Genomic DNA, 25457 nt, shown 5'->3' with positions numbered 1-25457 from the left:
AATACCTTTAGTATTTGCCATATTGGGGCTTATAGATACAAACGTCACGTGCAGGAGCCCCATTATGGACAAACGAATTCGAGTGCTTCGTCTTAAAGAGGTTATCAATCTAACAGGACTGTCAAAAAGTTCTATCTATCGCTATGCCGACGGTCATGCGTTTCCGAAAGCAGTTTCATTAGGGGGAAGAAGTGTTGGGTGGATTGAACTGGAAATTTTTCAATGGTTGCAAGGGCGCATGGATGAGCGTTCATATGATTAAAGAGGTGGACGTTTTTGTGTATCACGGTGCAGGCTGCAACCCAGTGAGTTGATAACAACGTACTTAATTAGTCCAACAACCATTGGTGTTCCTCTCCACTCTTTGAGGCATTGTTGAAACGATGCAAGCTTGTTTTTGCCTCTAAATTCGTTAGATTAAATACTCTACGCTTTTAAGGGGCGTGCGCCCTCCCTACCAAATTTAATCCGATGAAAGAGGGAAAGACCATGCTCACTTTGGGTTGCATTATTCGAGAGTGAGTCTAATAGTGGTAAAAAGCAAGACCAGACCCTGTGCTACTTCATGCTTGCCTGATTTTAAAGTATGGCCATGGAGGGGCCACCAAGTTTCCAAAAGCTCACTCATTCCTAGGTTATCCAGTTTAATACCCATCCAGGGCATATCATCAACTTTTTTCGCTATGTAAAGCTCAAAAGCCCTAGCTTTACTCTTGGTTGCAAAGTTCTTACGAACGCGCCTGCTGGTGCTACCATTTAGGCAGCATTCGCAGAGGAAAGGTTTTTAGAACCACCTTTTAAGTTTCTAATCGACATAGTAGAATAAAGAAACTGTATATAAACACAGTTTGAGTCGAGCTAAAATGTCAAACAATGTTCCTTGTTTGATTTTCTGAATATGTTGGTTTGTTTTATCACCTGTTAGTTTCCTAGGAATGGTAATTTATTAGCAAGTCGGTAGAATGTGCCAGCTAAGTTTCTTTTGAGTGACATTAATGACAGTTAAAGCGATAGATTTATTTGCCGGCGCCGGTGGTTTTACACTTTCTGCAATCGATGCAGGGGTGGAAGTGCTTGCAGCTATCGAGTTTGATAAAGCAGCTGCCAATACTTATAAGAAAAACTTTATTGAATCTAAAGAGTTAAACATTGACCTCCGTGCTGGCGAAGATTGCGGTGATATAAATAATGTTGAGCCGCAAGAACTAAGAGATAGTTTAGGCTTAGACCCTAGTGATTTAGATTTAATTCTTGGTGGGCCACCATGCCAAGGATTTTCAACACATCGCATCAAAAACGCTGGTGTTAATGATCCTCGCAATGCTTTGCTTCTTAGGTACTTCGAGTTTGTAAATGAGTTCAAGCCTAAGGCGTTCCTAGTTGAAAACGTTTCAGGACTTTTGTGGAAACGCCATAAGCCTTTTTTAGATAAGTTCATTGCATTAGCTGAACAGGCTGGTTATGTAATCAAGTTCTGCGATGTCGTCAACGCAAAAGATTACGGGATACCTCAAAACCGTAAACGTGTATTTATTTTTGGCATTCGTCAAGACCTTGATTCAGACGATATTGTATTTCCACCGTCAAGGACTCACTTCCCTCCAACTTCAGGAGCAAGGCCAGAGTGGATTGCTGCATCTTCTGTATTTAAAAAGATTCCAGAGCATCTTTACCAAGTGTATTGGGAAGATTTCTTCAATAGAAAAGACAAACGCAGCAAAGATGAAATATTTGCACTTCTTGAATCACTCCCTTATGGAGAGCCATTAAATAAGAACGATCCTTGCAATGTTCATATGGTTCCAACTGACGTGATGAAAGAGCGTTTTGCGGATACACCACTAAATGGTAGTCGTGAAGACGCAGGTGAGAAACACAGGTTAAAGTGTCACTCAAATGGCTATAAGGGGCACAAAGATGTGTACGGTCGGATATTTATACATACACCGAGCAACACAATGACCACTGGTTGTAACAATCCTTCTAAAGGGCGCTTTGTCCACCCTTGGAAAGACCATGGTATGACATTACGACATGCTGCCCGTTTACAATCATTCCCTGATTGGTTCAACTTTTATGGAAGTTCTACCGAGCAAGCTCGCCAGATAGGAAATGCTGTACCGCCATTGCTCGGTCAGATTCTTATTAGTGATATATGCAGTAGATTGAATTGAAGAAAGTGCCTACAATGTTAGGCACTTTTTTTTTATTTTCAGTAAGCTAAGTTAAAAAACGAGCTTATACGTAACTGGAATTACTTTATGCCTCTAATCACATCGTCTTTCAAAACGAGAGCAAGAACGATAGACCATCTAGGGCGAGAACAGATCGCTGACTGTCCTACTGCCATATCTGAACTTTGGAAAAATGCCTATGATGCAGATGCAGATGAAGTCGCTCTGCACATACTTGATGGTGAACAATCAGTAGCCGCTATTGTTGATAATGGCTTTGGGATGAGTTTGGCTGATTTCGAGGAAAAGTGGCTCACTGTAGGTACTGAATCTAAGATTGAGTCTGAAGACGGCGAATCTGAAAACAAACGTAAGTACGATAGACAGAAGCAAGGGCAAAAGGGTATCGGTCGCCTATCATCCGCAGCTCTAGGCCATTTGTTGTTGCTCGTCAGTAAGAAAGAGCACTATCCATATGTTGCAAGCCTTATCGACTGGCGTATTTTTGAAAACCCCTACGTCATGCTCCACGATATAGCTATTCCTGCTGTAGAGGTAGGTAGTTTAGAAGAACTTCATTCAGAACTTCCATCTCTTTACGAAGGCTTAATGCGAAATGTAACTCCCTCCGAAGAAGACAAGTCTGAAGCAGCCCTTCGTTTGAGAGTGGCTTGGGAAATGTTTTCAGGATTCGAGGAAAAAGAGTACCTTAAACAGAATCAAAATTTAGATGGCTTTCAATCTACTCTAGATCAGATTGTTAATCAGTCGCAGCTAAATGTCTTCACCGAGCGCGTCGTCAACACTTGGCAGGTTGCAAAGGGTATTTCTGAAACAGGTACAGCTATGTTCATGGTTGGTATACCTGATGAACTTGAAGATCAGTTGGTCATGGATTCAATAAGTGAAGTCAACGATGCAACTGGCCGTGCAAAATTAAAATTACTGGAAACACTTTCTAATTTTACTGACCCCTTTGTTACTGAAGATGAAAAAAATAAAGACGATCCATTTTCTTGTATTGTAGTGGCATGGAATGGTCAACTACAGCGAGTGCTCGTTGGTGAGGAGCGCGAATTTGATATTAAAGATTTAGAAAAAATGGAACACTTGGTCGACGGCCATGTTGATGAAGAAGGATACTTTAAAGGCACTGTTAAAGTATTTGGCCAAGAGTTCGACGAAGTTGTCATAAAGCCCGTAAGACAATATAAAACTCGTGTAGATTCTCGATTTGGCGCGTTTGATGTGCGGATTGGCGGCTATGAGGGTTTGAAGAAAAAGTCATCTTTGCCCGAAGAGCTCTGGGAACAAATCGAATCAAAGTCGACACTACATGGCGGTTTAAGAATTTACCGTGATGGTTTGCGAGTGATGCCATATGGCCGTGATGATAGTGACTTTTTCGAAATAGAGAGTCGTCGTACTAGAAATGCTGGTCATTATTTTTGGTCTGCACGAAAGACGTATGGGCGTATTAGTATTTCAAGGTTAGGTAACCCTAACCTAAAAGATAAAGCTGGGCGAGAAGGCTTGATGGACAATCGAGCAGCAATGCTGTTCCGAGAAATTGTAATCAATATCCTTATAGAAACAGCAGAACGTTTCTTTGGCCGTAGGTCTAAAATCAGGGAAGAAGCTCAAGCGGATATCGCAGCTGAAAGGGCAGAAGCAAAAGCCAAAGCTGATAGAAAGAAATTGCTCAAGAATGAGCGGAATCGAGTTAAAAAATTAATAAAAGAAAACCAGCCAAACCTATCAGCGTTCCTTATGGAGTTAGAAGAGGTACAAGCAGACTTGATTCATGGTGAAGACATCACTAACTTGCATCAAGCTAAAGAGCTCAAAAACCTTTCTAATAGATACAATGAGAATTTGAAGGAATACTCTTTGAGCCCAATCCCTCCAAGCTTGGGAACAGTAAAAGATCAGTATGATGATTACCGTTCTTTGGAGTTACAAGCAAAAGAGATAGTGAAGCGGCTGACGATGTCGGCTGACACCGCAATCGAAAAACATACAACAAAAAGTGATACCGATGTTGCTCGTTCACAATTCAATACCAACCGTGGCTACATTACCTCAAAAGTGAAGAAAATGGCGGCAGAAGGTCGTGAACTGTTAAAAGCTGAGTTGGAGCGGTTTGAACAATTGGTTGATAGCTGCAATAAGGCTTATGACGCAGCACTAAGCGAGTTATTGAAGGATCTCGACCTTGGAGTTATATCTCCTTCAGATGCAATGAAAAAGATAGATCTCGAATTCCAAAAACAAGAAATTGCAAACGCCCAAGCTCTGAAGCCATATATTTCTGCTTTAAGCAGCATTCGAAATGCAATTGACCTCGAAGGTTTAGCAATTGCAAGTTTGCGTGAATCAAATAAGTGGCAGCAAGAAGCGACAAGGCTGAACGGTTTAGCACAGCTCGGTATTACCGTTGAAATTATCGGTCATGAGATTGAAGGTCTTGACCTTACAATGGCTAGGGGACTAAGGGATCTCCGCAAAACAGATTTATCGAGCACCCAAAATGATTTGGTTGACTCCGTTAGTTTTGCTCATGAGAGCTTAAGTGATAAATGGCGCTTTTTGTCCCCATTAAAGCTTTCTGGTGACCACACAAAAACCGATGTGACTGGCGCGAAAATAGTAAGTTATGTAAATAATTTTTATGGTAATGCGCTAGAACGGAGAAACATTACGCTCAGTACTACGGACAGTTTTGACAATTTTAGTGTTTATGATTCACCTGCTAGATTGTATCCGGTGTTTATCAATTTAATCAATAACTCTCGTTATTGGTTAAATGTCAAAGATGAAGATCCAAAAGAAATCTTGTTGGATTACAGAGATGGAGAAGTCATTGTAGCGGATAACGGCCCAGGTGTAGATTTGGTCGATTTAGAAAGTTTATTTACGCTTTTCTTCACCAAGAAACAACGCGGTGGGCGTGGTGTCGGCCTTTATCTCTGCAAGTCTAATCTAGCTTTATCCGGCCATTCGATTCGTTACATTACAAATTCAGATGAAAAGTGTCTATCGGGAGCGAATTTCGGTATCAAAATTGGAGGGCTTATGAGATGAGCATGATGGATTTGATTAAAGAAGCTTACATAAACCCTATTCGAAGTGTAATGGTTGTTGATGATGAATACCCAACGTTATCTAACCTAATTACGGGAGTTGATGGTTCTAAGGCAGAAGATAAACAGCGCCTTCAAGAAGTTATTGGAATGTGTAAAGATACCAACAATAACTGGATGTTAGATGTACATGACGGTCAATTTAATGGGACTGGAGACGTGGACAATTTGCATCACAGTGATTTGCTGATTTTAGATTATCATTTGGAGGGTAATGGTGACTTTGGTCGAGGAGAAACCGCTCTAAATGTACTTTCATCATTAGCAAATAAAGATCACTTCAACTTAGTTGTTGTTCACACGAAAGGCTATGGTGATCAAGGTGGCGATGATGGTTACAGGGCGGTTTTCAAAGATATTGTTTTTTACCTTCAGAAGCCACGTTTGTTCCAAGAAGTTCCTGATAAGGTGCTAAAAAAGGCGAAAATTGAGGAGGCTATTGATGCATGGGATGCAGAGCAGGCAGGGATCCTCGATACACTAATAGATAGTGTCACAGATATGGATTATCTCAATCTGTATTCATCAGCGATCAACCCAGTAAAAATCGGACATGATGTTAGAGAGTTGCAAGAGCTGAAAACGCTTTACGATACTCGCCCTATCGGTGAAGAAGATGAATTAGATAATTTGGAGCTCAAATTCCTGCAGTGGTATGTACTACAGAAAAAAGGAATAAAGCTTAAGCAACATTTTGGTCCAACAGAGTTTTACGATTTGCAGTGGGCTGACAACGATTACATGTGGGTAAAAGCTGGCAATCTTTTTGTTTGTGTCGTTGGAAAAGCAGTACCAACGTCAGAACTACCGGATAAATTGCTAAGTGCTTTAAAGCATTGGAGACCACATCCCCACAGATTATTGTTAGCTAAACTTAGACACAAGCTGGATGAGCATGGTTTTACATTGGCCAATAGTGTACTGAGTAAAACACATACTCAAGCTGGGTGGTTAAGAGAGCTTCTTAATGTTCGAGGACAGGATCTAGAGCAACAAGCCTGGTATACAGCTCAAAGTCACTTAGAAGAGATGTCTTGGCATTATAAGGATGACCTGAGCCAATATTTGACACGTATTGTGCAGAGCTTAATGTGTGAAGGAAAACCTATAGAAGAAATAGAAGCCAGATACGCGCCAGCAGCAGTGTTGATAAATAATTTTGAGATTTTTAAGTCTTCAAATGCGTTCAACAACTCACTGCCTGTGGAAGGTAAACACCTAACTACAGGTCATGTTCTTAAAAATAACGCTACAGGGGATTATTTTCTTGTCGTCACTCCTGCGTGCGATCTCGTTCCAGGGCGAAATGACAAAGCAACGAATATTGAAGCCGTGGTACAGAGGCTCTATCCTATTTCAGCAGCTGTGAGGCAGGATAGTGACGAAGGGACACTTGAAGAAAGTATCTTATTTGAACGTTGCAGAGAGTTTGTTAATAACAAGCAAATACTTTTTATACTGATTGACGGTAGCGTGGAAATCTTTTCTACGATTTCTAAGTTGTATAAAAATTCGAACCCAAGCCTGACAAGCTTAGCGTTTGCAAATGAGGGGCTCTGGAATGATCGCTTTGAATTGAGAAGTTATAATTTGAACTTGTCGCTAACACCGCCACAAGTCAAGGTGTGCGATTACAAAGTAGTCGGTCAATTGAGATATGAATATGCCCTGCATCACTCAAAAGTATCCGGTGAGTATGCGTCACGTATAGGATTAGATTACGTTAAGTAGTTATTAAAGCGGCCATAAGCCGCTTTCTTTTTCTCTAATGCCCTTCTGTAGATCCTAAAGATCTAACTTCTCGACTTTTCCCAAAATGTAGCATCCTGTGAGACGGTCAATTAAATTTTCTTAGCCATTGTCATAATGCGGTGGGGTTGAACTGCGCTTTAGAATCTTGCACCATAGGTAACAAATCCCATAGTAGTACGCGAGCTTTGTGCTAGGCGCTAAACGCTTTTTCCTACGCCAAAACCCAGAAACATGCCTTCTACCAATTTGACCAATCGATTTCAGCTTTGGGTCATGATGTTGGATGTCTCTACAAAAACTAAGTATTTTCTCTGCTTGGTTTTTACGGTTCTTTTTCCCGCCGGTTCTTTGGTACAAATGAAGTGCTTGTTTCAATTCCATTTCCATTCTAGTCATAACATTACCCTAGATATGCGTTAGTGATGTCTGTTCGGTGATGGCCAAGTTCTTCTGCAACATTCATTCGTGCGTTAGCATCAAATGCCTTGGCTTCTTGAATCGTACAACCGACCTTGTTTGCTATATATTGGTGATGAGCTTCGCCGCGACTATAGCCGGATGAAATTGGGCATTTGATGTCTCTAGTTCCGGTTTGGTTCAGCATATGGTTGGAGTAACTGTTCTGAGCAAAGGTATGTCGTTCACCATGGCACTGATGACCTATCTTTCCGTGTTCACGGTAAACCTCTCTACTAAATTGGATATAGCTCTGATGGCTGGGGATCATTGAATGATGCAGACCTTGTATGACGCTGGCGCTTTTCAGAGCGTCAATCTGACTTTGTGACGAAATTGGCAGGACACGGGGCTGACCACCTTTCGTTCCATCGGAGATCGTAATTGCGTGTTTTTGGTGCGCTTCTTGGAGCATTGCTGATGGGCTACTTTTGGCGGCCTCTTCAAAACGAAAACCTAGTTGCCGTTGCATCTCAGCAATGGCAGAAAGGCGAGGGGAAAGCTCGGTTTTGACTTGCTCGTGGCGCTCATTTGATATGGCTTTGTTGTCAGTTGTTATCCCGCTCCTATCAGGGATGCCTGCTTCAGATGCTGTTACACGTAGAGTGTTATTACCAATAGCCTGACTGAGCACAGAGTTTACGGCTGAAAGATAGTCATGAGCTGTTTTTACCCCAATAGCCCCACAATCAAACTTGGTTTGTAGTTCATCTGCGTATTGAGCGACATGTTCTTTTTCGATGTCTCTCATATCCTTTATACCGTGTTCATCCTTTAGATAGTCTGCAAATTGGGAAAATCGATTAGATTGCACACTCGCAGTGGTAAACCCTACTTGTGATGCATTGCCTTTCTCTTGTAACGCGTTTTTTGCTGCCTGCTTTATGTCCCGCGACCCTAGCCCAAAGTTTTTTGAGTTTGGATTAGCTCGTTCGTGTCTGCCTATAGTGGTTACTTTCGTCATTTGGTTGTCCTTTTAGATTTACTTTGCACGCAGAATCATATGGTTAAGTGTTAATGCGCATTTAAAATGAGCGCGACATTTGCAAAGGTTTGAGAAGATAAGAGCGCTCTCGACGCTTGTTGTGTTGGGCTGGTTCACCGTTATGTTTTGTTGCCATTGGGTTGGTATTGCTTGTGTGTGAATGCGCCACTCTAAAAGTGAAAGGAGAACAATCAATACATTCCGAGGCATTAAAACTAGTGAGGTAGCTTTCTCTGTGATATCAGGTTGCTTGGTGACTGCGACTCACATGCTTAGGGCAATTTCCCTTAGCTCCGGCAGTGTCTGAATGAGAAGTTTTGAAGGCATGAAGATCAATTTCATGCTTTTTCATGGTTGCGATGATTCCAGTTTTACATGGAATATCAGAGGCTTTAGTCAGGCTCGGGTCCCCGTCTATTTTTTCCTACCGTCTAAAATAGACGGGGACAACTGGAGGCCATAACTTAGGATTTGGGCTGAGACATCATCAGTAACAGCGCTTTTGGGGTAGGACGTTACAAAACTGCACTCACGACAATTTAGTGAACCGTCATCTTCTATTAGTGAGTAACTACATACTCAGTCGGGGCATAGCATTTTGGCTATGGGAGAATTTCAGTCAGCTCTCCAGCATGTTTTGATGAATACACACTCAAAGGGCGTGAATCCATCATGGTGTCACAGTACTAACTATAGCGTGCCAAAATGGTCATTTCCCCGATTAGTGCGTCGAATTTTGTCATTTGGGCGGTCAATTTGCTTTTTGGGGGGAGGCGAAAAATACTGTGGTATCCTTTCTATATAAATCTGAGTGCATTTGGTTGTTCTAGTTTTGTTAATCAGATTCGAAATAGGAACAATGGAGGCGATATGAAGACTTATTTAGTTTTTATCCTGAGCATGGTTGGGTTACCTGTGTTTGGTAGTCTCGGTATTGGAGGAGTGATACTGGGAATCGCGTTTGCTGTACTGATGATGAAAGTGATAACTCAACATAGTACTAGTAACAAAAATTCGCAAGATAACAGTGGTCTGCTTGTTGAGAACGACAAGTTGCGAAAGAAAAATCAACCTTCGTTAGTCGGTATAAGATCGAAACCTCAACGATCTTTTTTCGGCAGCACTCAGCCATCATCACGAGTTTCTCATATAGCTTTAAGCTCGGAGCGTAACACTAAGCCTTGTTTGGATATTGATATTGCGATAGCTGTCTTAAATGGCGCACGAGTAGAAAAAATTACACGCAAAGCAAGAACGTTGAAGATGGCGAAAAGAGAGCAGGTCTTCCGCTACCTGCAACAAAAAGAAGCGTTACGTAAAGAACAAAACGACTGGCTTAGTGGTGATGACGAGATTAACGACGACCACCTGAATGACCCTACGCATCCGCTATATCCATGGGGGCATCAAATAGAGCCTTTTAATGAATTGCATTTTGGTGACTCAGACCTCAAAGGAAGTACGCTCTTATCTGAGGATGATTACTATACACGGAGAGACAGTGATATGAGTCTAGATTATGGCTATGATGCGTATGGGAATAGTGGTATCGATTCGATAGATGATAGTTACTTAGAGTGCGATGAATCGTGTTTTGACAACGATGATTTGATTGAGGATACATTTGATCTTGTTGATTCCGAGGATTTTTCAGAAGTGGCGGAGTGGTTCGATGCTGTTGATAGTGAAGCCATTGATGACTTGGAAATTACAAATTGGGATGATTTTGATTCAATGAAATAATAAAATTCATAGGCTTATTGCCTACAGGGGTAGGCAATAACCATGGGAAGATATCAGACGAAAGTTTGTTTCTCAGAAATGATCTTCATTATGTCTTCGTAACAGCCTACCCCATTATACAGTATAGCTTCATTGTGAATTATTTCTTGAATGTTATTTATTTTCAATGAAGTAAGCCGTTCTCTTCCTGTTACTATATACACTCTTTGGTCCCCAAGAAGCAAACGGAGTTTTAGCATGTCATCGAATTTAATTGGAGTGGAGGGATCAATGAAAATGGCATTTTGTAAATTAGACCAGCAAAGATTGGCGCATATTGCACTGTCGGTAATAAAGATATCATCGTAGTATCCTAGTATGTTGTAAATAAGAGTAGTATTGTGTGAAGGCATATCGTTGAGTTCAATAAAGTGTAGAAGTCCATTTTGCATTCTCGCCAAGACAACCTTCTTCTCATAATGTTTAATCAACTCTTTAAGCCTGTAAGGTAAAGTATATTTGGGACTCCTTACTTTTCTGAGTATATAGGTCATATCGTCAATTAGTCGTTCTGCATCTTGGTAGCAGCACAGGAAACGAGAGCGAGATTTTGTGATGCCCGTGTACTTCACCACTGATGGCCAGGCTTTCATTCGAGCAAGCGCCATAATAATATAGTCAACATTTGAATCCGTGTTAAGCCCGTTATCCTTTATTACTTGATCTATTGAAGAGAATTCTGAGTTGCTAGTGGATTCTTGGTTTTGATTCGGTACTGTTTTCATATGCTGTTCCTTTTCAATTATGCTCATAACATGAGGTAACTGTCTCGTTGGTACTGCACTGACGGCTACAGATGAGAGAATAAGGTACTTTGTTTGGCGTTTTAGCGATTAGTGGGCGTTTTTTCGCTCACTAATCGGTAAAGTGGTATTTTTTGAGGAGCGAGTAGAGAAGTGGGATTTGAACAAATACAAGTGACACTTGCTCAGTAAGTTGTTGTTAAACATGAGCGTGCGTCACATGGTTTTGCTAATGTTTTAAAAAATCAAAGACTATTAAAGCTTAGTTAATTCTGTTCCACGCATTTGTAAATCCCGTAGTATCGAGTAATGCTATTTCATTGCTAAACTCTATAGAAACAAAATTTGTGGCTTTAAACTGGTTGGTTAAGAAGTCTTTTCCTTCGTTCGATTCAGGCTTAATAAAGTATGTCTTACCATCACAGTGCTTACGATATTCTATTAGACGCCCGTTTGTTGAAAGGCTAGTCGTTGTTGCATAGGAACGCCCCTCCTGATTGCAGTCTGGCGAAGGGTAGTAAATGCGAACTTCCTTTTTGTTTTCATGATCTACATTAATCGAGGCAGCATATATCGTATCATAGCCATCAGTTTTGTTGGTCCTGCTTCGAAGTGCGAATATGCTTGTACCATTACCAGTGTCATTGAAGTTCAGTCTAGCTATCGCACTATAGTAAGGATAGCCATCTGCAAACTTCTTATTCTTTGGGTCTATTAAATCTAACATGTTCGCGGCATATCCAAACGGTATTAATAGAAAGTTAATCACTATAGTCTTTAATATAAGTGCCGTATTCATCTTAGTATCCTTGTTAAGTGTTTGATTATTTTGTGTTTATTATTCCACTATATGTGCTGGATATTTGCTCATGGTAGTCCGTGAGCGAAATTGACTGTTGTGAATATGATTCTGGTTTAATGAAAAGGTATGCATTGTCATTGTCTCTAACCATAGAGACGAGAGGTAAGTATTCGCCTTTACGAATATACTGCTTTCTAGGAAGACTGACGAATGTTGCAGGGGGAAGTGTAATTCTAGGGCTCATTATAAAGCCATCTGAGCTGAAGTAACCCTCCTTAGGTTGGTGCTCTGTTAGTAGATGAGAAATGAAACTGCTATTGAAATTAAATCGAACAACGACTACTTCGTCGCTCGGTAGTTTGGCTTGTAGTTCTTTGCTGAATAACTCGGATGAAACAGGCTTTTTGACCGTTCTAATGTTGATGACTGAGCCCACTACATAGTTATCGTTGCGGAAGTACATGCGATTCTTTATCGAATCTGAGTCACTTACTTTGTACCCATCGGCACAGATGTATGAGCCACCATTGTAGTGAGCTTCCCTTGGCATCAGTCGATTCGAATCGTTGAGTTGGATATTCGTGTAGGTTTGTAGAACATCTTTATTAGTCGAAATACTGTTAGACATTTTATTAGCTACTACTTCGCAGATCTGAGCCTTGTCCAAACCTGAAACTTCACTAGCATCTAAATAAGTTATGAAGTTCGTATACTCCCAACCATGTGTACTGTCGGCGAGAAGTGCTAATCCAAACCCAGTCATCGCACTTCCTAGTTGCCATCCAAGCAGAGTAGAGCCCACATATCCAGTAAGCCCAACGTCTCCTACTTGGTCTTTGCGAACCGATGAATCGTGGAAAATTTTGTGAGAGCCAGCGGACGTGGTTATTTGAAGGGCGATACTTGATTCTTCTTTGTCAGCGATGTTTGGGCCAGATGCGCACGCAGTTAAAACAGAAGCCATACCCAGCGACAATGTTGTTCTTAAAAATTCCATTTTTTAATCCTAACCAAATTTATTTCGAGTAAGAAAACACATTAATGTGCGTGTTATCTAGGTGTGTTCGTTATGTAGCCCGTTTGGTGTTATGTCAGGACAATCGAAAAATGAACCGCCTAAACCGGCGGCTCATACATTGTGCCCGAGGTCCCCACCTCAAGCTTCGGAGGAACGTTGTCAGTGTTGCATATGAAATGAGATCGAGGCAAGCAAACTCCCCCCGTTCTGAAAAATAGCTATTCTTGGGCGGGATAGGCAGTCGCTTTAGCAACCGCTATACTATTAATACAAAGAGATATGAGAGTATAGATAAGAGTTGTTGGGGTGTATGCGCATTGAAATGCTTAGTTGTGCTCCGCTTGAGGTTAGTATTATAAATCAATTGGTTATAAGTTTAGGTCTGAGGTCTCACTCCCGCCACATTCTAAGCCCCAGCAGAAATGCTGGGGCTTTTTCGTTGTATCCATTTGAGAAAAAACAAAGAAAGTCCGTCATCCTGTATAGAAAAACTGGGTTTAAGTAAATTCCCATTCAATCAATGTTTGTGCTCTTTTGCTGAACTCTCACTCGAATATGAGCGGTAAGGACTTTTCTAGTCTACTTAGTAGTGACTGAAAAGGCGGAACAAAATGGAAGTGCACCGCGCTTGGGTCGTTAAGGTAATAGCTTCGGTTGGCGTTATGTTGTGAGTTCGAGATGTTATCGTATATTTCGTGCACGTTAATGTTCGTCGCAACTGATTCAGCGTATAGAACCTGGATCCATTGGTCCAGTACATCGAGTTTATGCTCGGTGGCATAACGCATTTCGTCGAGACCATATAGCTTCCAGAGCGTAGTGATGCTTTTAGTCTTATGGCATTTAGCCACGTCGATGTAATTAAGATTAGCGATTTCTTTTTTCAGTCTTTGTATAGCCTTGAATCGTGAAACAAGATAGTAGGTTCCAGCGATGGGAGTTGTGAGCACATAAAGTATGGCTACGATTAAAAGTATGACGATTTGACTTACACGCATGAATGGATTTTCCATCCAGAACTCTAATCGTATAGCACGTGGATGTGGCCAATCAAAATCAATGCCATGCCCGCGAATGTGATTTAACTCTGCTTCGACTATTCGCTTTTTTACTGAGTCCGCAATTTCAATACATTGTGAATAGCCACCACATCACTAGACGCTAGTTAGTCTTCTTTCATATTGCTTTTCATACTCTCCAGCAGAATGCTAATCATACTGGAGAGTCGAGAAGGGATTAGAATTCAACTATGCTAGTTAAAGAGTTGAATGAGTCCATAAGCCCATTGCTTGATTTACTTTGGGGCAATGGAACACCAGCGCTGCTGTGGCATTGAGCAACAATATTACTCTCACTTAAACTTTTACATTTCGCCAATAACTCACTGACTTCACTATCGTTACCAAGTGCTTTGTGTGCGGCAATATATTCAGATAAGAAAGGAACTTGAGTACCAATAACTTGCTCCCCTTTCGCTAAAAGCTTCAAAGAGTTTTGGGGTTTGTTTTGCTCTCTGTATGATTGAGCTGCCAGTGTGAAAGTCTGAATCGAGGCATAGTCCCAGCTTTGAATCAACGCTAAGTTTTGCAATGCTTTGGAATCTAAGTTCTGCATTTTACGTACACTATAGAATGCCAATCTTGGGTAAGCGTGGTTTTTTGTTGGTCCAGATACGGATTTTCTCGCCAGTTTTTCTGCGGTTTTGATATCACCAAACTCAAGTGCTTTAAAGGCTTCTGAGGCATACCAATAGTTCTGCTGTATCTGATTACCTTTACCTGATTTAACGACTTTTTCAAACTCATCAGAAGAGAAGGTTCGACGGCGCTCTTCTCTATATTCGCGTTTAATATAAGCCGACATGTCTTTTTTACGATCCATAGGAGAAGCATGGCGCGCTGAGAAACTTTGAAGCAGTTGTGTACCCGCTTCATTCGCGACCAAATAGCCTAAACTGCTCCATTTATTGTCGCTTTGTAGGTGCTTTCCAGCGTCACTCGCTAAAGTAACGAAACTTTGGAACTCAGCCTTTTTCTCTTTTAGTTGTTCTGTGGTGTATTGGTGACTACTGTCTAAACGTTCAAGCACAGGTGAAAAAGCTCTGGGGCTGTAACCTGCTTTAACCAACAGGTCCATACCTAGAAGATCGGCTTCGTCTTCATCACTGCGGCTCATCGAAGAGCTAATAACGTCGCGGCTAAGTCGGTTAATAATTAAACCAGCCTTGTAAGAATCTTGAATCATACTCTTGTTCGAGCTCTTGTTTTGAGCCGAAATCTTATAGCCCCCAGCATTTTTTTCCGTTTTCATATCGTTGATTAGCGCTGCACCCATCGCAATATTGGCAGTTTTACTGACCAGTGCGCTTTGTTTCGCAAAGTATTCATTGGTTTCATTATGCTCGAGTAAGATATGTGACAGTTCGTGTGCGATGATGAACGCGACTTCATCTTCGGATTCTGCATCAGCTAAAACGCCTTGAGTAATCACAATCGTATTGGGGGTTGCATGGGCTGAGTAACTGCGGTCTGACGAAACCATGATGCTGATGTCTTTGTTAAGTGGTTGTTCCCATTGTTCTAGAAGTTTCGTCAAAATGTCTTTGAGGTATTTGTCGACGTATGGGTTAGCGATCAGGTCTTTGTCAGCAGCGGCCCGTGTATTCACGATATTTTGAAATTCTTTGCTAGCCGAAGTGTTAGTTTCAGGTGAATTGGTTTCAGGTGCATTGGTTTCAAGAAGGTGCTGGTCGATGTATTTACCTTCAAACGATTCATACTTACTACCTACTAAGTTATTAATGCTGTCGACGGCACAACCCGAAATAAGTAGAGGTACAGTGAGCCAAAGTAATTTACTCATTAGTTGCACCCCTCACCTAAGCCGAGAGTTGCGTAAGTGCCACTATCACTTTTAGCGCTGATAGTCTGGGTGCTACATACGACACTCGCAACGGCTGTTTTGTTGAGCTGTACTTCAATTTGGTCAAACCACTTTGCTTGACCATTGATCTTTACCATTACCATCTGCTCTTTGCGGTCATAGTTTTCTACAATTAGGCCACCCTTTGTAGGGTCAGGTAGCGTGTCAATGGACACGTCAGAACAATTGTTGTTTTCGTCACAAACCCAAACATTATCAACCAAAAAATCAATAATCTTTACCTGGTCTTGTGCCAAACATACAGAAGAGGTTATACCGAAAGCTAAGCCTAAAACTAACGTTGATAATCGAGTCATAAATGTTCCTTATTTATTGATGTATTTAGATTTATTGGTTTTTTCTAAGTTTATTTTTTGTGGTTGTTGCGAATAGACAGACCCTTTCCTTATACGATTGGAGTTTTGGTCTGAAAGCTTCAAAAATGAAGAAGAAGAAGATGGGAAGGTCGATAAAGATAATAAGGATCAACCCGTACCAATTCGGTGCGCCGACATTGAGAACAAAGTGGGAAAGAACGATAGAAATAGTAATAACGGCGATGATAATAAGCATGGGAATGAATGCTCCCCAAAGTTTTTGTCTTTCATCGAATTGCTCTGTTGCTTGTTGTTCTAAGAAGTTGAATCGAAACCAAATTACAAGAAATAGCACAATTGTTTGTACAGCGATCTCGATTATATCGGCCATGCTCAAGTTGAAAAGGCCTGCGTCGTCAGGTGAGCGCCAATATTCTCCATCTAAGGTGATAAGGTTATCCAATGCCATCGCGTGGAAGTAGACTCCCGGTAGCATCCCGTGGACAGGTGAAACAACTGAGTCTGCCCCACCTGTGACATGATAACCGACCAATACCATTTTTCCCTGGATCGCAGCTTTAAGTTCGGGTGAACCCGCTGCGCCAGGAGCACTAATTTTAGAGGCTGCAATAGTAAGGAAAGGAGGACAGCGTTTTCTCAGTGTGGCATCGACGTCTTCTTCAGATTGCACGCCCTGAGTTAGGCTAACGATAAGGAGATCTTTGAGTTGTTGCCATTGACTGGTGTTATCTCCACACTCAAAACCTAAAGGGAAATAGGATTCTTGGTTGTCCGCATGCTTATTGGTCCACTGAACTATCACGGAGTCATCCATGCTTCCTATTGTGGACTCATTGCATTGCTGGGTTCGTGTACACCAATCTTTATACATGGCGGCGGCAACGGTGTGCATTTTCGTCTCATTCCAAGAAACAGAGAGTGGGTAATAACGGCCTTCAGCACTCCATGAAACCGCGGCCAGTTCGGCGACATTGGCAATTTTATGTCTGAGAGAGTTGGGATCGTCTAAACGCTCTTGTGTGTCATAGCGAGTATTACTTGCCATAAACACCGGGAATGTTTGACTGTCTAGTGTGCGCAACCAACGATTAAGATGGTCCGAATGTTCGTGATGTTGAAGAATGTCATAAAAGATGGACTGGGGCTCAAAGCGAGAGATGGTTTTAAGCATTCTCGTTAGGTTTCGGTAACTGACGGGGTAGGAATTGGTTGCTTCTATGTATTGATCATCAATTAAGATAACAACAACATCATCGGAAACTTGTTGACTGAAAAACGGTGACCACAGGCGCAGAATATGGTCTTCGTAGTGATCTTCAGCGGAATTGCGAATGCCCAATGGGTCCACAATAAAAACCAACAAGATTAAGCTTGTAGTGACCAGAGCTTTTAAAAAGATTTCGAAACTAAAAGACATGAATGTTGACCGGGGATAACCTTTAAGTAAGTGTTAGGTGAATAACTGGTTGCAAAGTTGTTCAAAAATAACACTATGTTAGGTTGATTTATAGGACTAATCTCACAGAAAGGTTGGTTATTTATAACCAAAACAATAACTTAATGGTAAGTCTCATTTTTGGTGACTTATATTGATTTATCTATCAACTGACATCTGTACTAGGACAAGTATTGAGGTATTGAGGTATTGAGGTATTGAGGTATTGAGGTTGAGATATACTGAAACACTTAGTTTGCATAGATAATGGTGAGGTGCAAACTAAGGAGGAGAAAACAAACCAATAGACTGATAGATAACGGCTAACTATGTGCCAGTACGATCTTTGCTAACCCCTGACTTCAGTTAGCCGATTGTCAACTTTGTTCGCTAACCTTTATAAAGTTGACGTGATTAGATTTGAAAGTGAAAACCGATAAACTTCCAACTCTAGTTACACGAGCGGGTTTCTCAAACCATTTTGGTGAGTTTTTTATTTATTGTATCTCAACTACCTACCCGCAAACTCGCTTTTCATCTAGTTTCCCGTTAATCTTGCATAAGGCAAAATAATGGCACTGATATGACAGCAACCTCTTCTTTCTACAGCAGAAATGCACACTCGTTATCTGAGCAATACAATGCGTTGGACTTCGATAAAGTGCACGGTTCATGGAAACCGCATTGGCCTTTGGAAGGCGATGTCGTGTTAGATGTGGGTGCTGGTTCTGGGCGAGATGCGAAATGGATGTTAGAGCAGGGCGCAGAGGTGTTTGCGCTAGAGCCATGTAAAGAATTAGCGGCCATCGGTAAAGCCTTTAGTGGCCCTGAGGTCACCTGGATTGAGGATGAACTGCCGAGCCTAAATCAGATACAAAGCCTTGGCATTAGGTTCGATGTCATTTTGTTGAGCGCGGTCTGGATGCACATAGCGCCGAGTGCAAGAAGTCGTGCATTTCGTAAATTGTCGAACTTACTTGCACCGAGTGGCAAGCTCGTTATTAGCTTACGACATGGCGAGTTTGATGATGGGCGGGTGAGCTATCCTGTCTCAGTAGAAGAGCTCGAACAGTTTGCACAAGATACAGCGTTATTAGCCAAAGAAGTTCGACGCTCAGACGATTCGTTGCAACGTAAAAACGTTAGCTGGCAGACGGTGGTATTTTCATTACCTGATGATGGCTCGGGCGATCTTAACAAAGTACGCCATATCATTGTTAATGACAGCAAAAGTGCTACGTACAAACTGGCACTACTACGTGTGCTGATTCGAATTGCAGATGCCCATCCCGGCTGTGTCTCTGATCGAAGTGATGGTGAAGTTGTTATTCCATTAGGGCTGGTGGCCTTGTATTGGGTCAAGGCTTACAAGCGGCTTATTGATTATGGAAATCTTCAGCAGAATAGTAATTCCAATAGAGGATTAGGCTTTGTTACTGATGATGGTTGGAACAAGCTTAAGCATTTGTCATCAGACGATCTTGCGGTAGGCACGATGTTCTTCGGCGAGGATGCCGAAGCACTTCAAAAGACCATTCAGTCGACCATAAAGACGATGAAAGAAGGGCCAATTAAGTTCATTTACACAGGCTCTGCGCACGAAAAGAAACACGAGTTTTCTACAGTCGCTTCTTCTAAAAAACGCCGGATGCAGGATACGGTTTATTTGAATACGGAGTTTTTTGAAAGCTTTGGTTTCTTCACACTAAAACAAAGCCTTTGGGAGTGTTTTAGGATCTACAACGCCTGGATTGAGCCGTTGGTGGTAAACCAGTGGGTGATGCAAATGCAGCGCTATGAATTAAATAAGAAAAATAATACGTCGTTGCAAACCTACCACGATTGCTTGGTATGGTTAGAGAAAGATCATGACACACGTGAAGTACGAAAAAGAGTTAGTGAGCTGCAACAAAACAAGCACCGAATTTCGAGTGTTTGGAGCAATACTAAATTGAACCAATCGTTTCACGTTGATCATTGTTTACCTTTCGCCTATTGGCCAAACAACGACATGTGGAATTTGCTTCCGACCACTGAGAAAGAGAATACAAGCAAGAGTGACCGCCTGCCGAGTAAACGCAGATTAGTGGGCTCTAAACAACGAATCATTTCCTGGTGGGATCTCGCATGGGGCGAGCAAGAACATCATAAACAGCGTTTCTTCACCGAAGCGTCATTGTCTTTGCCAAACATTCCACCTCAATGCCTCGATTTTGAGGAAGTTTTTGAGGCCATGGGGCTGCAAGTTCGCGGTGTAAAAAGCCGATTGCTCATTAACGAGTGGTAGAAACTGGGCCACAAATAGCACGTAATGCAGGTTCTATTGTAAGAGTTACGGCCCCGGCGTATCTCTCGCTTAATTGTTCGAACCGAACATGGTTTCTAAGGTCTTTACTATAGTTACTGATACCGTGTTTTTGATGCACCTCTAGGCATTCTCATGTTGCTTCTCTCTCTTTTATTTATCGCCATTATCGGCTTTTTGGCCCAGACCACAGGGCTTTGCATGGTGCGTGGCGTTAAAGAGGCTATCAGCGGCAAGCCTGTGTTCTTAATCTCGATTTTGCTGAGCGGTTCATTGATGTGGTTGGCCATAGGCGCAGCCCATTTCTTGGGGCAACCCGTTACTTATGCAACGCAATTTCCAACTATGATGTCTGCTCTAGGTGGGCTTATCTTCGGCTTTGGCGCTGCTTTTAACGGTGGATGTGGCGTATCTACCATCAGTCGCTTTGCCAGAGGGCAAGTCATGATGGCCGCTACGATACTAGGTTGGTTAGCGTCATGGTTGCTGTTTAGTGAATTGCTCGTGGGCAGCGCCGGAAAGCAGTATCAGCTATCTGCGGTTGCTCATATGGGAACGTTAATAACACTCTCTGTGATTTTACTTATAGTGGCGTTTAAAAGTGATGCAAGTACTCGCACGCTTTGGCTTTCAATGCTCGGTATTGGCGCAATGGCCGGGTTGGTCTTTATCTATGAACCCCATTGGACGCCCAGTGGATTATTAAAATCGATAGGTGTATCTGTTTGGAATGGGCACGACGACAGCTGGCCAAGAGTAGAGCGCTTTTATCTATTTGTGGGGCTAGTATTGGGAATGGTTATCGCCGCTGTTATCACCAAATCATTCAAATTTGAGCTGGCATCCGTAATGCGGTTATTCAAGCATTTTATGGCCGGTATGCTGATGGGAGTAGGGGCCGTGATGGCAGGGGGCGGGAATGATTCACAGCTGCTGGTCGCATTACCTGCGTTATCGTTAGCCGGGCTGGTGGCGACCTTATGTATTGTCATAGGAATTTATATAGGGGTGACGGTTCAACGTAGGCACTCGGGTACAACGTTAAACATAGATGAGTAATTCATATGGAAATCTGGTATTTGAGTTGGTTGGATAACTAATTGTTGTTTATCAAAGGATACACAGCCTCGCCCCAAACTTTGTCTGTACAATCCATCATGATTTCAATAATGACAGGAACAAGCTTTTCTAAAATGCTACAGCAATCTTTTCGCTGTTGCGTACTAACTGATATGAATCTGTATCCAATTTCCTGATTCGAACCTAAGAAAAAACTTGGCTATCATGCAGGTAACTCTCAGTGAACACTACTTTTCTTCATTCTGAGAAGATGTGTTTAACATTGAGGGATCCTTCAGGTTTTTCCCTATCTGAAAAGCGACACGCTGGATCTTTACAATGCTTTGCGCTATGAATAGTCAACGAAAGTGATTTATCGAAACTCAGAAGTAAGAGGCGGTCTGATTACCTATGTTGATTTTTATCGAGCGCGATCATGAATTATCACACAGCCAGGCCAGAAATGTTGCCGAGCAAGTCGCCAATGAACTGGAGCAGGAATTTGGCCTGCGTTGGCACTGGGACGATGAACATCTGCACTTTCGACACCATTCTGCCCGTGGGTGGGTGTTGCCAACCTCTGGCAAACTGAGCATGAATATCCGCCTCGGCTTTGCCGCTAGTCTGTTTGCATGCTCCATCGAACAACATATTTCCCTGCGCTTAGACGAGCTGCTCTGCTAGTCCCCATCAAAAATTGATCCAGCACAAATCCCATCAAGATTTATTCGATTTTTTTGTGCGCTGACAAGCTATTAGAAAGCTGACTCTAACTTCTCTACCTATGATGAGACTGGAATGAGAATTCACTCTTATTCATGTTAAGGAGGGAAAGATGGGGATCTTCTCACGCAGCGCAGCCGACAATGAAAAAAGCGTCGAGAGCATGCGCGAAACAATGATGTACAACATCTGGCTGGCCGGACTCGGCGCCTATGCCAAAAGTACCGAGGAGGTCAACGAGATCTCTGGGCGCGGCCGCTCGGTATTCGAAGACCTGCTCGAGCGCGGGCGTGCCATCGAAAAACAGCAGAAAGAACGTGTGTATACAACCCGCAGCAAAGCTGCCGTGGCAATGGAAGAACGATTGCATCAAATGGTGCAGAAAGTTACCGGCGTCGACAGCTACAAACTGAACCAGGTTGATGACAAGCTAGACAGATTGACCGAACAGGTCGAACTGTTGCTCAAACAGAGCCAGGATCAGAAAGAGAGCTCGCCAGCAGCGATTAGCGCTGCAGATACTGTCGCTAAAGCGCCACCTGCCAAGCCGGCTGTAAAAACCACCAAGGCCAAGCCGCGCGCAGCTTCAGGTGTAGCAAGGCGAAAAGCCCCGGCTAGCAAGGCCAAGGCCGCTAATGCTCCGGCTGGCAAGGCAAAAGCTACTAATGCACCGGCCAGCGAAGTAAAAGCCACTAAGGCACCAGTAAGTAAGCCAAAAACTGCAACAGCCGAAAAAGCGGAATAACCCGACACACCCGTTTATTGGGAGGACATCATGAGCAAATTGAGCACAGTTGACCAAACCGCCACTCAAATCGTTGAATGCGGTGAGTCTATGACACGAAACATCTGGCTGGCCGGACTGGGCATGTATAGCCGCAGTGTCGAAGAGGCCCAGTCTATCAACCATAAAACCAACCGCATGTTTGACGAACTGGTAGAGCGTGGCAAGGAAGTGGAACAGGCTGCGAAAGACAAGATCGATCTAACGCGCGATAAAACCGCCGATCATCTTGAAGACCAGCTGAACGACGTAATGTATCGCGTCAGCGGCATCGACCGGACCAAGCTTGATCGGTTAGATGACAAAATCGAGAAGCTGACCACCATCGTGGAAGCAATGTTGGAACAGCAAGCGAAAAAATAGCCGGCAACTTGCTGGTAAACAGGTGGGGCGTTGCCCCCACCCCTTTTTCATTTGTTTACAAGACTGGGGCGGCAGGTGTCTATGAATCAACTCTCTCTTATCGATCTTGCGTTTGTGTTGTTTGAATCTGGTGACACGCCAATGCATGTCACTGGATTAGTCCATCTGCAGCCACCTACTGACTCCGAGAGCGCGGAGTTCGCATGTAACTTGTACAGCCAGTTGCTCTCCTATTCCGAGGTCAAGAAACCGTTTAACTGGCGCTTGAACCTGTCATTGACCGAATGGCCAAACTGGCAGGAAGTCCCGAGCGTGGATATCACCCAGCATGTTCATTTATCGATGCTGCCTCAACCGGGGAGCCGTGAGCAACTGCTGGATCTGGTGGGACGGATCCACAGCAATCAACTGGATCGCTTCCGCCCATTGTGGGAAATGTGGGTGATTGGTGGCCTAGAGAACAACCAGGTGGTGATCTGCTTTAAGGTACACCACGCTATTGCCGATGGCATGAAAGTCGGCAAGTTGTTTGATTTCTGCACGTCTCAGGATCCCGCCGAGCCGGGCACGCCATTTTGGCAGCAGGATCTGGGAAGTTCACGCAAGCGACAGCAAGAAGAAAACCAGCAGCTGATTACTCAGTTGTTTGGCTCGGCCTGTGAACTGAAACGTCAACTCAGTGCCTCATTGGGCTTGGTCAGTTTGGGCACTGGTATGTTATCGAAACTGTTTTGCGGCAAACGCCCCGATCTAAAAGTTCCCTTTACCGCACCCAAGACCCCGTTCAATCAGAAGCATCACAAATCGCGTGCAGTTGGCCTGGGCCGCCTTCCTATCAGCCAGTTTCGACAGATTAGCCGTCTCACTGGCGCGTCATTGAACGACGTGATGTTATGTGTGTGTGATATTGCTTTGAACCGTCACCTGCAGGATCACCGTCTGTGTCTTGAGAAGCCTTTGGTCGCGCTGATGCCGATTGATCTGCGGGAAGAGGGAGCGGTCAAAAAAGGTGGTAACAAGTTCGCGGTTGGGCTGGTGGAACTGGGTCATGCCCTAGATACGCCGACCAGGCGCCTGGCTGCGATACAGCAGTCGACTCACGATGTGAAGCACCAGGCGCAGGAGGTCTCACCTGGGGGGTATATCAACTATTCGATTCTGGTCAACGGACTGGCATTGTTAGGCGGTAAACTGAATATCAACCACGTGCTACCCCCAGCCACCAATCTGATCATCTCCAATGTGCCGGGACCAGCGCAGCGGCGCTATTTCTTCGGTGCCGAAGTTCAGGAATGCTATCCGCTGTCTTTGCTGATCCCTGGCCAGACTATTAACATCACAATGTTCGGCTACGATGACCATCTGCATTTCGGACTCGTCAGCTGTCCATCTAACTTGCCCCATGCGGAGAAAATTCCCGATTATCTGGAAGAAGCACTGGCGTCCCTCGACCAGGATGTGATGGATACCGCAATGTCAGCGGTAAATGGCGGACTGTTCAACCCCAGTGCCGACGATCATTCACGAAATCTGGCATACGAGGCTGAGATGCTGCTTGCCGAACTGAAACAGTTCAAGGTATCTCCTCTTCCTCGGCAACACCGCAGGGTAAACAAAGAAACTGAGCCAGCGAAGGAGTAAAACTAAAGGTCCGTTTTGTTCGCTATATTGTTGAGATTAAAAGACTACACGGGTTCCCCTAATCAGCTCAGGGAGGTAAACATGGCACATTGGAAAAGTCGGGCATTTAACAAAGTACTTGAGCGCGTAATGCGCCAACGTATGGCTCGCTGCAACGATGTACATGAAATGCGAGAGCTGATCACCAACATCGATCAGTATGGCGCGCTTATCAACCCCCCCAAACTCATCAAGCGCTCCCCGTGCAGTTGGGCTGGTATTCCTTGTGAATGGGTCGACATGCCCACATCGAACGACAACTTGCTGCTGCTCTATTTCCATGGCGGCGGCTTCTGTTTTGTCAGCCCCAATACCCACAGCAGCTTCATCGCTCGGGTGTGTCGGAAGATCTCCGCCCGCGGCCTGATGGTTGATTACCGCCTGGCGCCGGAGCATACGTATCCCGCCGCCCACGATGATTGCTACAGGGTCTACCGTGCACTGCTAAAAGAAGGCTACGACAGCAGTCAGATAATCCTGATGGGCGATTCAGCCGGTGGCAATCTGGTACTCGGAACCTTACTGCAGGTTCTGCAGAATAAATTGCCACTACCCGCCGCTGCAGTACTGCTCTCGCCGGTCTCTGATATGGAGATGACAGGAAACAGCGCCTATGAAAAACGTAATGACGATCCGTTTTTCGATCTGCCCTCGCTACTGCTGATGCGCAATACTTATCTTAACGGTGCACCGCCTCGGGATCCCCTGGTTTCTCCGATTTACGCCGACTACGTGAAACTTCCTCCCACGCTTATCTTGGTGGGCTCCGAGGAGGTCCTGCTGGATGACTCAACTCGTCTGGCTGACAAACTGACACAGGCCGAACACCCGATCGAGCTGATCGTAGGTCAAGGTATGCCCCATGTTTATCCGTTGTTTAGTCAGATCCGGGAAGCCGGAGAAGCCATTGACAGCATTGCCCATTTTCTGTGGCAACACGATGTGGTAAAAGGCGAAGATCCCGCTGCCTAAAACAGCACTCTAGTATCAGTA

General features: G+C 43.6%; 20 protein-coding genes. 12 read left to right on the top strand and 8 right to left on the bottom strand.

What is annotated here, in order from left to right:
• Positions 1-76: 76 nt before the first annotated feature.
• The 4 genes from LNL84_RS13715 to LNL84_RS13700 all read left to right on the top strand — a co-directional run bounded on the left by LNL84_RS13715 (position 77) and on the right by LNL84_RS13700 (position 7048).
• Positions 77-262, top strand: coding sequence for an AlpA family transcriptional regulator (locus LNL84_RS13715; protein WP_341829460.1), 186 nt, complete (start codon positions 77-79; stop codon positions 260-262).
• A gap of 733 nt (positions 263-995) precedes the next feature.
• Entirely contained in the window at positions 996-2174 is a 1179-nt protein-coding gene (locus LNL84_RS13710) for a DNA cytosine methyltransferase (protein WP_244358137.1), read from the top strand.
• An 87-nt stretch (positions 2175-2261) separates the two neighbouring features.
• Positions 2262-5258 (top strand): sensor histidine kinase, encoded by a 2997-nt coding sequence (locus LNL84_RS13705; RefSeq protein WP_244358136.1) that lies wholly within the window; start codon positions 2262-2264, stop codon positions 5256-5258.
• A gap of 2 nt (positions 5259-5260) precedes the next feature.
• Positions 5261-7048, top strand: a complete 1788-nt coding sequence (locus LNL84_RS13700) for a response regulator receiver domain (RefSeq protein WP_244358135.1) — start codon at positions 5261-5263, stop codon at positions 7046-7048.
• Between the two features lie 421 nt (positions 7049-7469).
• Here the strand turns inward: LNL84_RS13700 and LNL84_RS13695 are convergent, their stop codons facing one another.
• On the bottom strand, positions 7470-8489 hold the full coding sequence (locus tag LNL84_RS13695; RefSeq protein WP_244358134.1) for an integrase domain-containing protein: 1020 nt from the start codon (positions 8487-8489) through the stop codon (positions 7470-7472).
• A gap of 891 nt (positions 8490-9380) precedes the next feature.
• Here LNL84_RS13695 and LNL84_RS13690 point away from each other — a divergent pair.
• The gene (locus tag LNL84_RS13690; RefSeq protein ID WP_244358133.1) at positions 9381-10253 is read left to right on the top strand and encodes a hypothetical protein; all 873 of its coding nucleotides are present in this window, start codon (positions 9381-9383) and stop codon (positions 10251-10253) included.
• Positions 10254-10306: 53 nt separating this feature from the next.
• Here LNL84_RS13690 and LNL84_RS13685 read toward each other — a convergent pair whose 3' ends face one another.
• From LNL84_RS13685 to LNL84_RS13655, 7 genes are all read right to left on the bottom strand, one after another.
• Positions 10307-11017: a hypothetical protein gene (locus tag LNL84_RS13685; protein WP_244358132.1), complete on the bottom strand. Its 711-nt coding sequence runs from the start codon at positions 11015-11017 to the stop codon at positions 10307-10309.
• A 280-nt stretch (positions 11018-11297) separates the two neighbouring features.
• Positions 11298-11834, bottom strand: a complete 537-nt coding sequence (locus LNL84_RS13680) for a hypothetical protein (RefSeq protein ID WP_244358131.1) — start codon at positions 11832-11834, stop codon at positions 11298-11300.
• Between the two features lie 25 nt (positions 11835-11859).
• Complete coding sequence (locus LNL84_RS13675; RefSeq protein ID WP_244358130.1) at positions 11860-12834, bottom strand: hypothetical protein; 975 nt, start codon at positions 12832-12834, stop codon at positions 11860-11862.
• Positions 12835-13400: 566 nt separating this feature from the next.
• Entirely contained in the window at positions 13401-13868 is a 468-nt protein-coding gene (locus LNL84_RS13670; protein WP_244358129.1) for a hypothetical protein, read from the bottom strand.
• A 223-nt stretch (positions 13869-14091) separates the two neighbouring features.
• Positions 14092-15717 carry a M48 family metallopeptidase gene (locus LNL84_RS13665; RefSeq protein ID WP_244358128.1) on the bottom strand — a complete coding sequence of 542 codons (1626 nt, stop codon included), beginning with the start codon at positions 15715-15717 and terminating at the stop codon, positions 14092-14094.
• The gene (locus LNL84_RS13660) at positions 15717-16094 is read right to left on the bottom strand and encodes a hypothetical protein (RefSeq protein WP_244358127.1); all 378 of its coding nucleotides are present in this window, start codon (positions 16092-16094) and stop codon (positions 15717-15719) included. Before LNL84_RS13660 ends, LNL84_RS13665 begins: the two co-directional genes overlap by 1 nt.
• 31 nt (positions 16095-16125) lie before the next feature.
• Positions 16126-17532 carry a CHASE2 domain-containing protein gene (locus tag LNL84_RS13655; protein WP_244358126.1) on the bottom strand — a complete coding sequence of 469 codons (1407 nt, stop codon included), beginning with the start codon at positions 17530-17532 and terminating at the stop codon, positions 16126-16128.
• A gap of 601 nt (positions 17533-18133) precedes the next feature.
• Between LNL84_RS13655 and LNL84_RS13650 the strand changes: the two genes are divergently transcribed.
• From LNL84_RS13650 to LNL84_RS13620, 7 genes are all read left to right on the top strand, one after another.
• Positions 18134-19837, top strand: a complete 1704-nt coding sequence (locus LNL84_RS13650) for a class I SAM-dependent methyltransferase (protein WP_244358125.1) — start codon at positions 18134-18136, stop codon at positions 19835-19837.
• A 153-nt stretch (positions 19838-19990) separates the two neighbouring features.
• Positions 19991-20914 (top strand): YeeE/YedE thiosulfate transporter family protein, encoded by a 924-nt coding sequence (locus tag LNL84_RS13645; protein WP_244358124.1) that lies wholly within the window; start codon positions 19991-19993, stop codon positions 20912-20914.
• 411 nt (positions 20915-21325) lie between these two features.
• Positions 21326-21598 carry a polyhydroxyalkanoic acid system family protein gene (locus tag LNL84_RS13640; RefSeq protein ID WP_244358123.1) on the top strand — a complete coding sequence of 91 codons (273 nt, stop codon included), beginning with the start codon at positions 21326-21328 and terminating at the stop codon, positions 21596-21598.
• A 151-nt stretch (positions 21599-21749) separates the two neighbouring features.
• Positions 21750-22382 carry a phasin family protein gene (locus LNL84_RS13635; protein WP_244358122.1) on the top strand — a complete coding sequence of 211 codons (633 nt, stop codon included), beginning with the start codon at positions 21750-21752 and terminating at the stop codon, positions 22380-22382.
• Positions 22383-22412: 30 nt separating this feature from the next.
• A complete protein-coding gene (locus LNL84_RS13630) occupies positions 22413-22784 on the top strand; it encodes a phasin-related domain-containing protein (protein WP_244358121.1) in 372 nt (123 codons plus the stop codon).
• Positions 22785-22865: 81 nt separating this feature from the next.
• Complete coding sequence (locus tag LNL84_RS13625; protein ID WP_244358120.1) at positions 22866-24425, top strand: wax ester/triacylglycerol synthase family O-acyltransferase; 1560 nt, start codon at positions 22866-22868, stop codon at positions 24423-24425.
• Between the two features lie 81 nt (positions 24426-24506).
• Complete coding sequence (locus LNL84_RS13620) at positions 24507-25436, top strand: alpha/beta hydrolase (protein ID WP_244358119.1); 930 nt, start codon at positions 24507-24509, stop codon at positions 25434-25436.
• Positions 25437-25457 lie beyond the last annotated feature (21 nt).

The sequence above is a fragment of the Vibrio gelatinilyticus genome (genome assembly GCF_022836845.1).
GTDB lineage: Bacteria > Pseudomonadota > Gammaproteobacteria > Enterobacterales > Vibrionaceae > Vibrio > Vibrio gelatinilyticus.
The sequence above is the reverse complement of the archived record's forward strand: the minus strand, read 5'-3'. Positions and strand labels throughout refer to the sequence as shown.

Coding starts and splice junctions, on each gene's coding strand:
- LNL84_RS13710 (WP_244358137.1), top strand. CDS start 996: ATGACAGTTAAAGCGATAGATTTATTTGCCGGCGCCGGTGGTTTTACA.
- LNL84_RS13705 (WP_244358136.1), top strand. CDS start 2,262: ATGCCTCTAATCACATCGTCTTTCAAAACGAGAGCAAGAACGATAGAC.
- LNL84_RS13700 (WP_244358135.1), top strand. CDS start 5,261: ATGATGGATTTGATTAAAGAAGCTTACATAAACCCTATTCGAAGTGTA.
- LNL84_RS13695 (WP_244358134.1), bottom strand. CDS start 8,489: ATGACGAAAGTAACCACTATAGGCAGACACGAACGAGCTAATCCAAAC.
- LNL84_RS13690 (WP_244358133.1), top strand. CDS start 9,381: ATGAAGACTTATTTAGTTTTTATCCTGAGCATGGTTGGGTTACCTGTG.
- LNL84_RS13685 (WP_244358132.1), bottom strand. CDS start 11,017: ATGAAAACAGTACCGAATCAAAACCAAGAATCCACTAGCAACTCAGAA.
- LNL84_RS13680 (WP_244358131.1), bottom strand. CDS start 11,834: ATGAATACGGCACTTATATTAAAGACTATAGTGATTAACTTTCTATTA.
- LNL84_RS13675 (WP_244358130.1), bottom strand. CDS start 12,834: ATGGAATTTTTAAGAACAACATTGTCGCTGGGTATGGCTTCTGTTTTA.
- LNL84_RS13670 (WP_244358129.1), bottom strand. CDS start 13,868: ATGGAAAATCCATTCATGCGTGTAAGTCAAATCGTCATACTTTTAATC.
- LNL84_RS13665 (WP_244358128.1), bottom strand. CDS start 15,717: ATGAGTAAATTACTTTGGCTCACTGTACCTCTACTTATTTCGGGTTGT.
- LNL84_RS13660 (WP_244358127.1), bottom strand. CDS start 16,094: ATGACTCGATTATCAACGTTAGTTTTAGGCTTAGCTTTCGGTATAACC.
- LNL84_RS13655 (WP_244358126.1), bottom strand. CDS start 17,532: ATGTCTTTTAGTTTCGAAATCTTTTTAAAAGCTCTGGTCACTACAAGC.
- LNL84_RS13650 (WP_244358125.1), top strand. CDS start 18,134: ATGACAGCAACCTCTTCTTTCTACAGCAGAAATGCACACTCGTTATCT.
- LNL84_RS13645 (WP_244358124.1), top strand. CDS start 19,991: ATGTTGCTTCTCTCTCTTTTATTTATCGCCATTATCGGCTTTTTGGCC.
- LNL84_RS13640 (WP_244358123.1), top strand. CDS start 21,326: ATGTTGATTTTTATCGAGCGCGATCATGAATTATCACACAGCCAGGCC.
- LNL84_RS13635 (WP_244358122.1), top strand. CDS start 21,750: ATGGGGATCTTCTCACGCAGCGCAGCCGACAATGAAAAAAGCGTCGAG.
- LNL84_RS13630 (WP_244358121.1), top strand. CDS start 22,413: ATGAGCAAATTGAGCACAGTTGACCAAACCGCCACTCAAATCGTTGAA.
- LNL84_RS13625 (WP_244358120.1), top strand. CDS start 22,866: ATGAATCAACTCTCTCTTATCGATCTTGCGTTTGTGTTGTTTGAATCT.
- LNL84_RS13620 (WP_244358119.1), top strand. CDS start 24,507: ATGGCACATTGGAAAAGTCGGGCATTTAACAAAGTACTTGAGCGCGTA.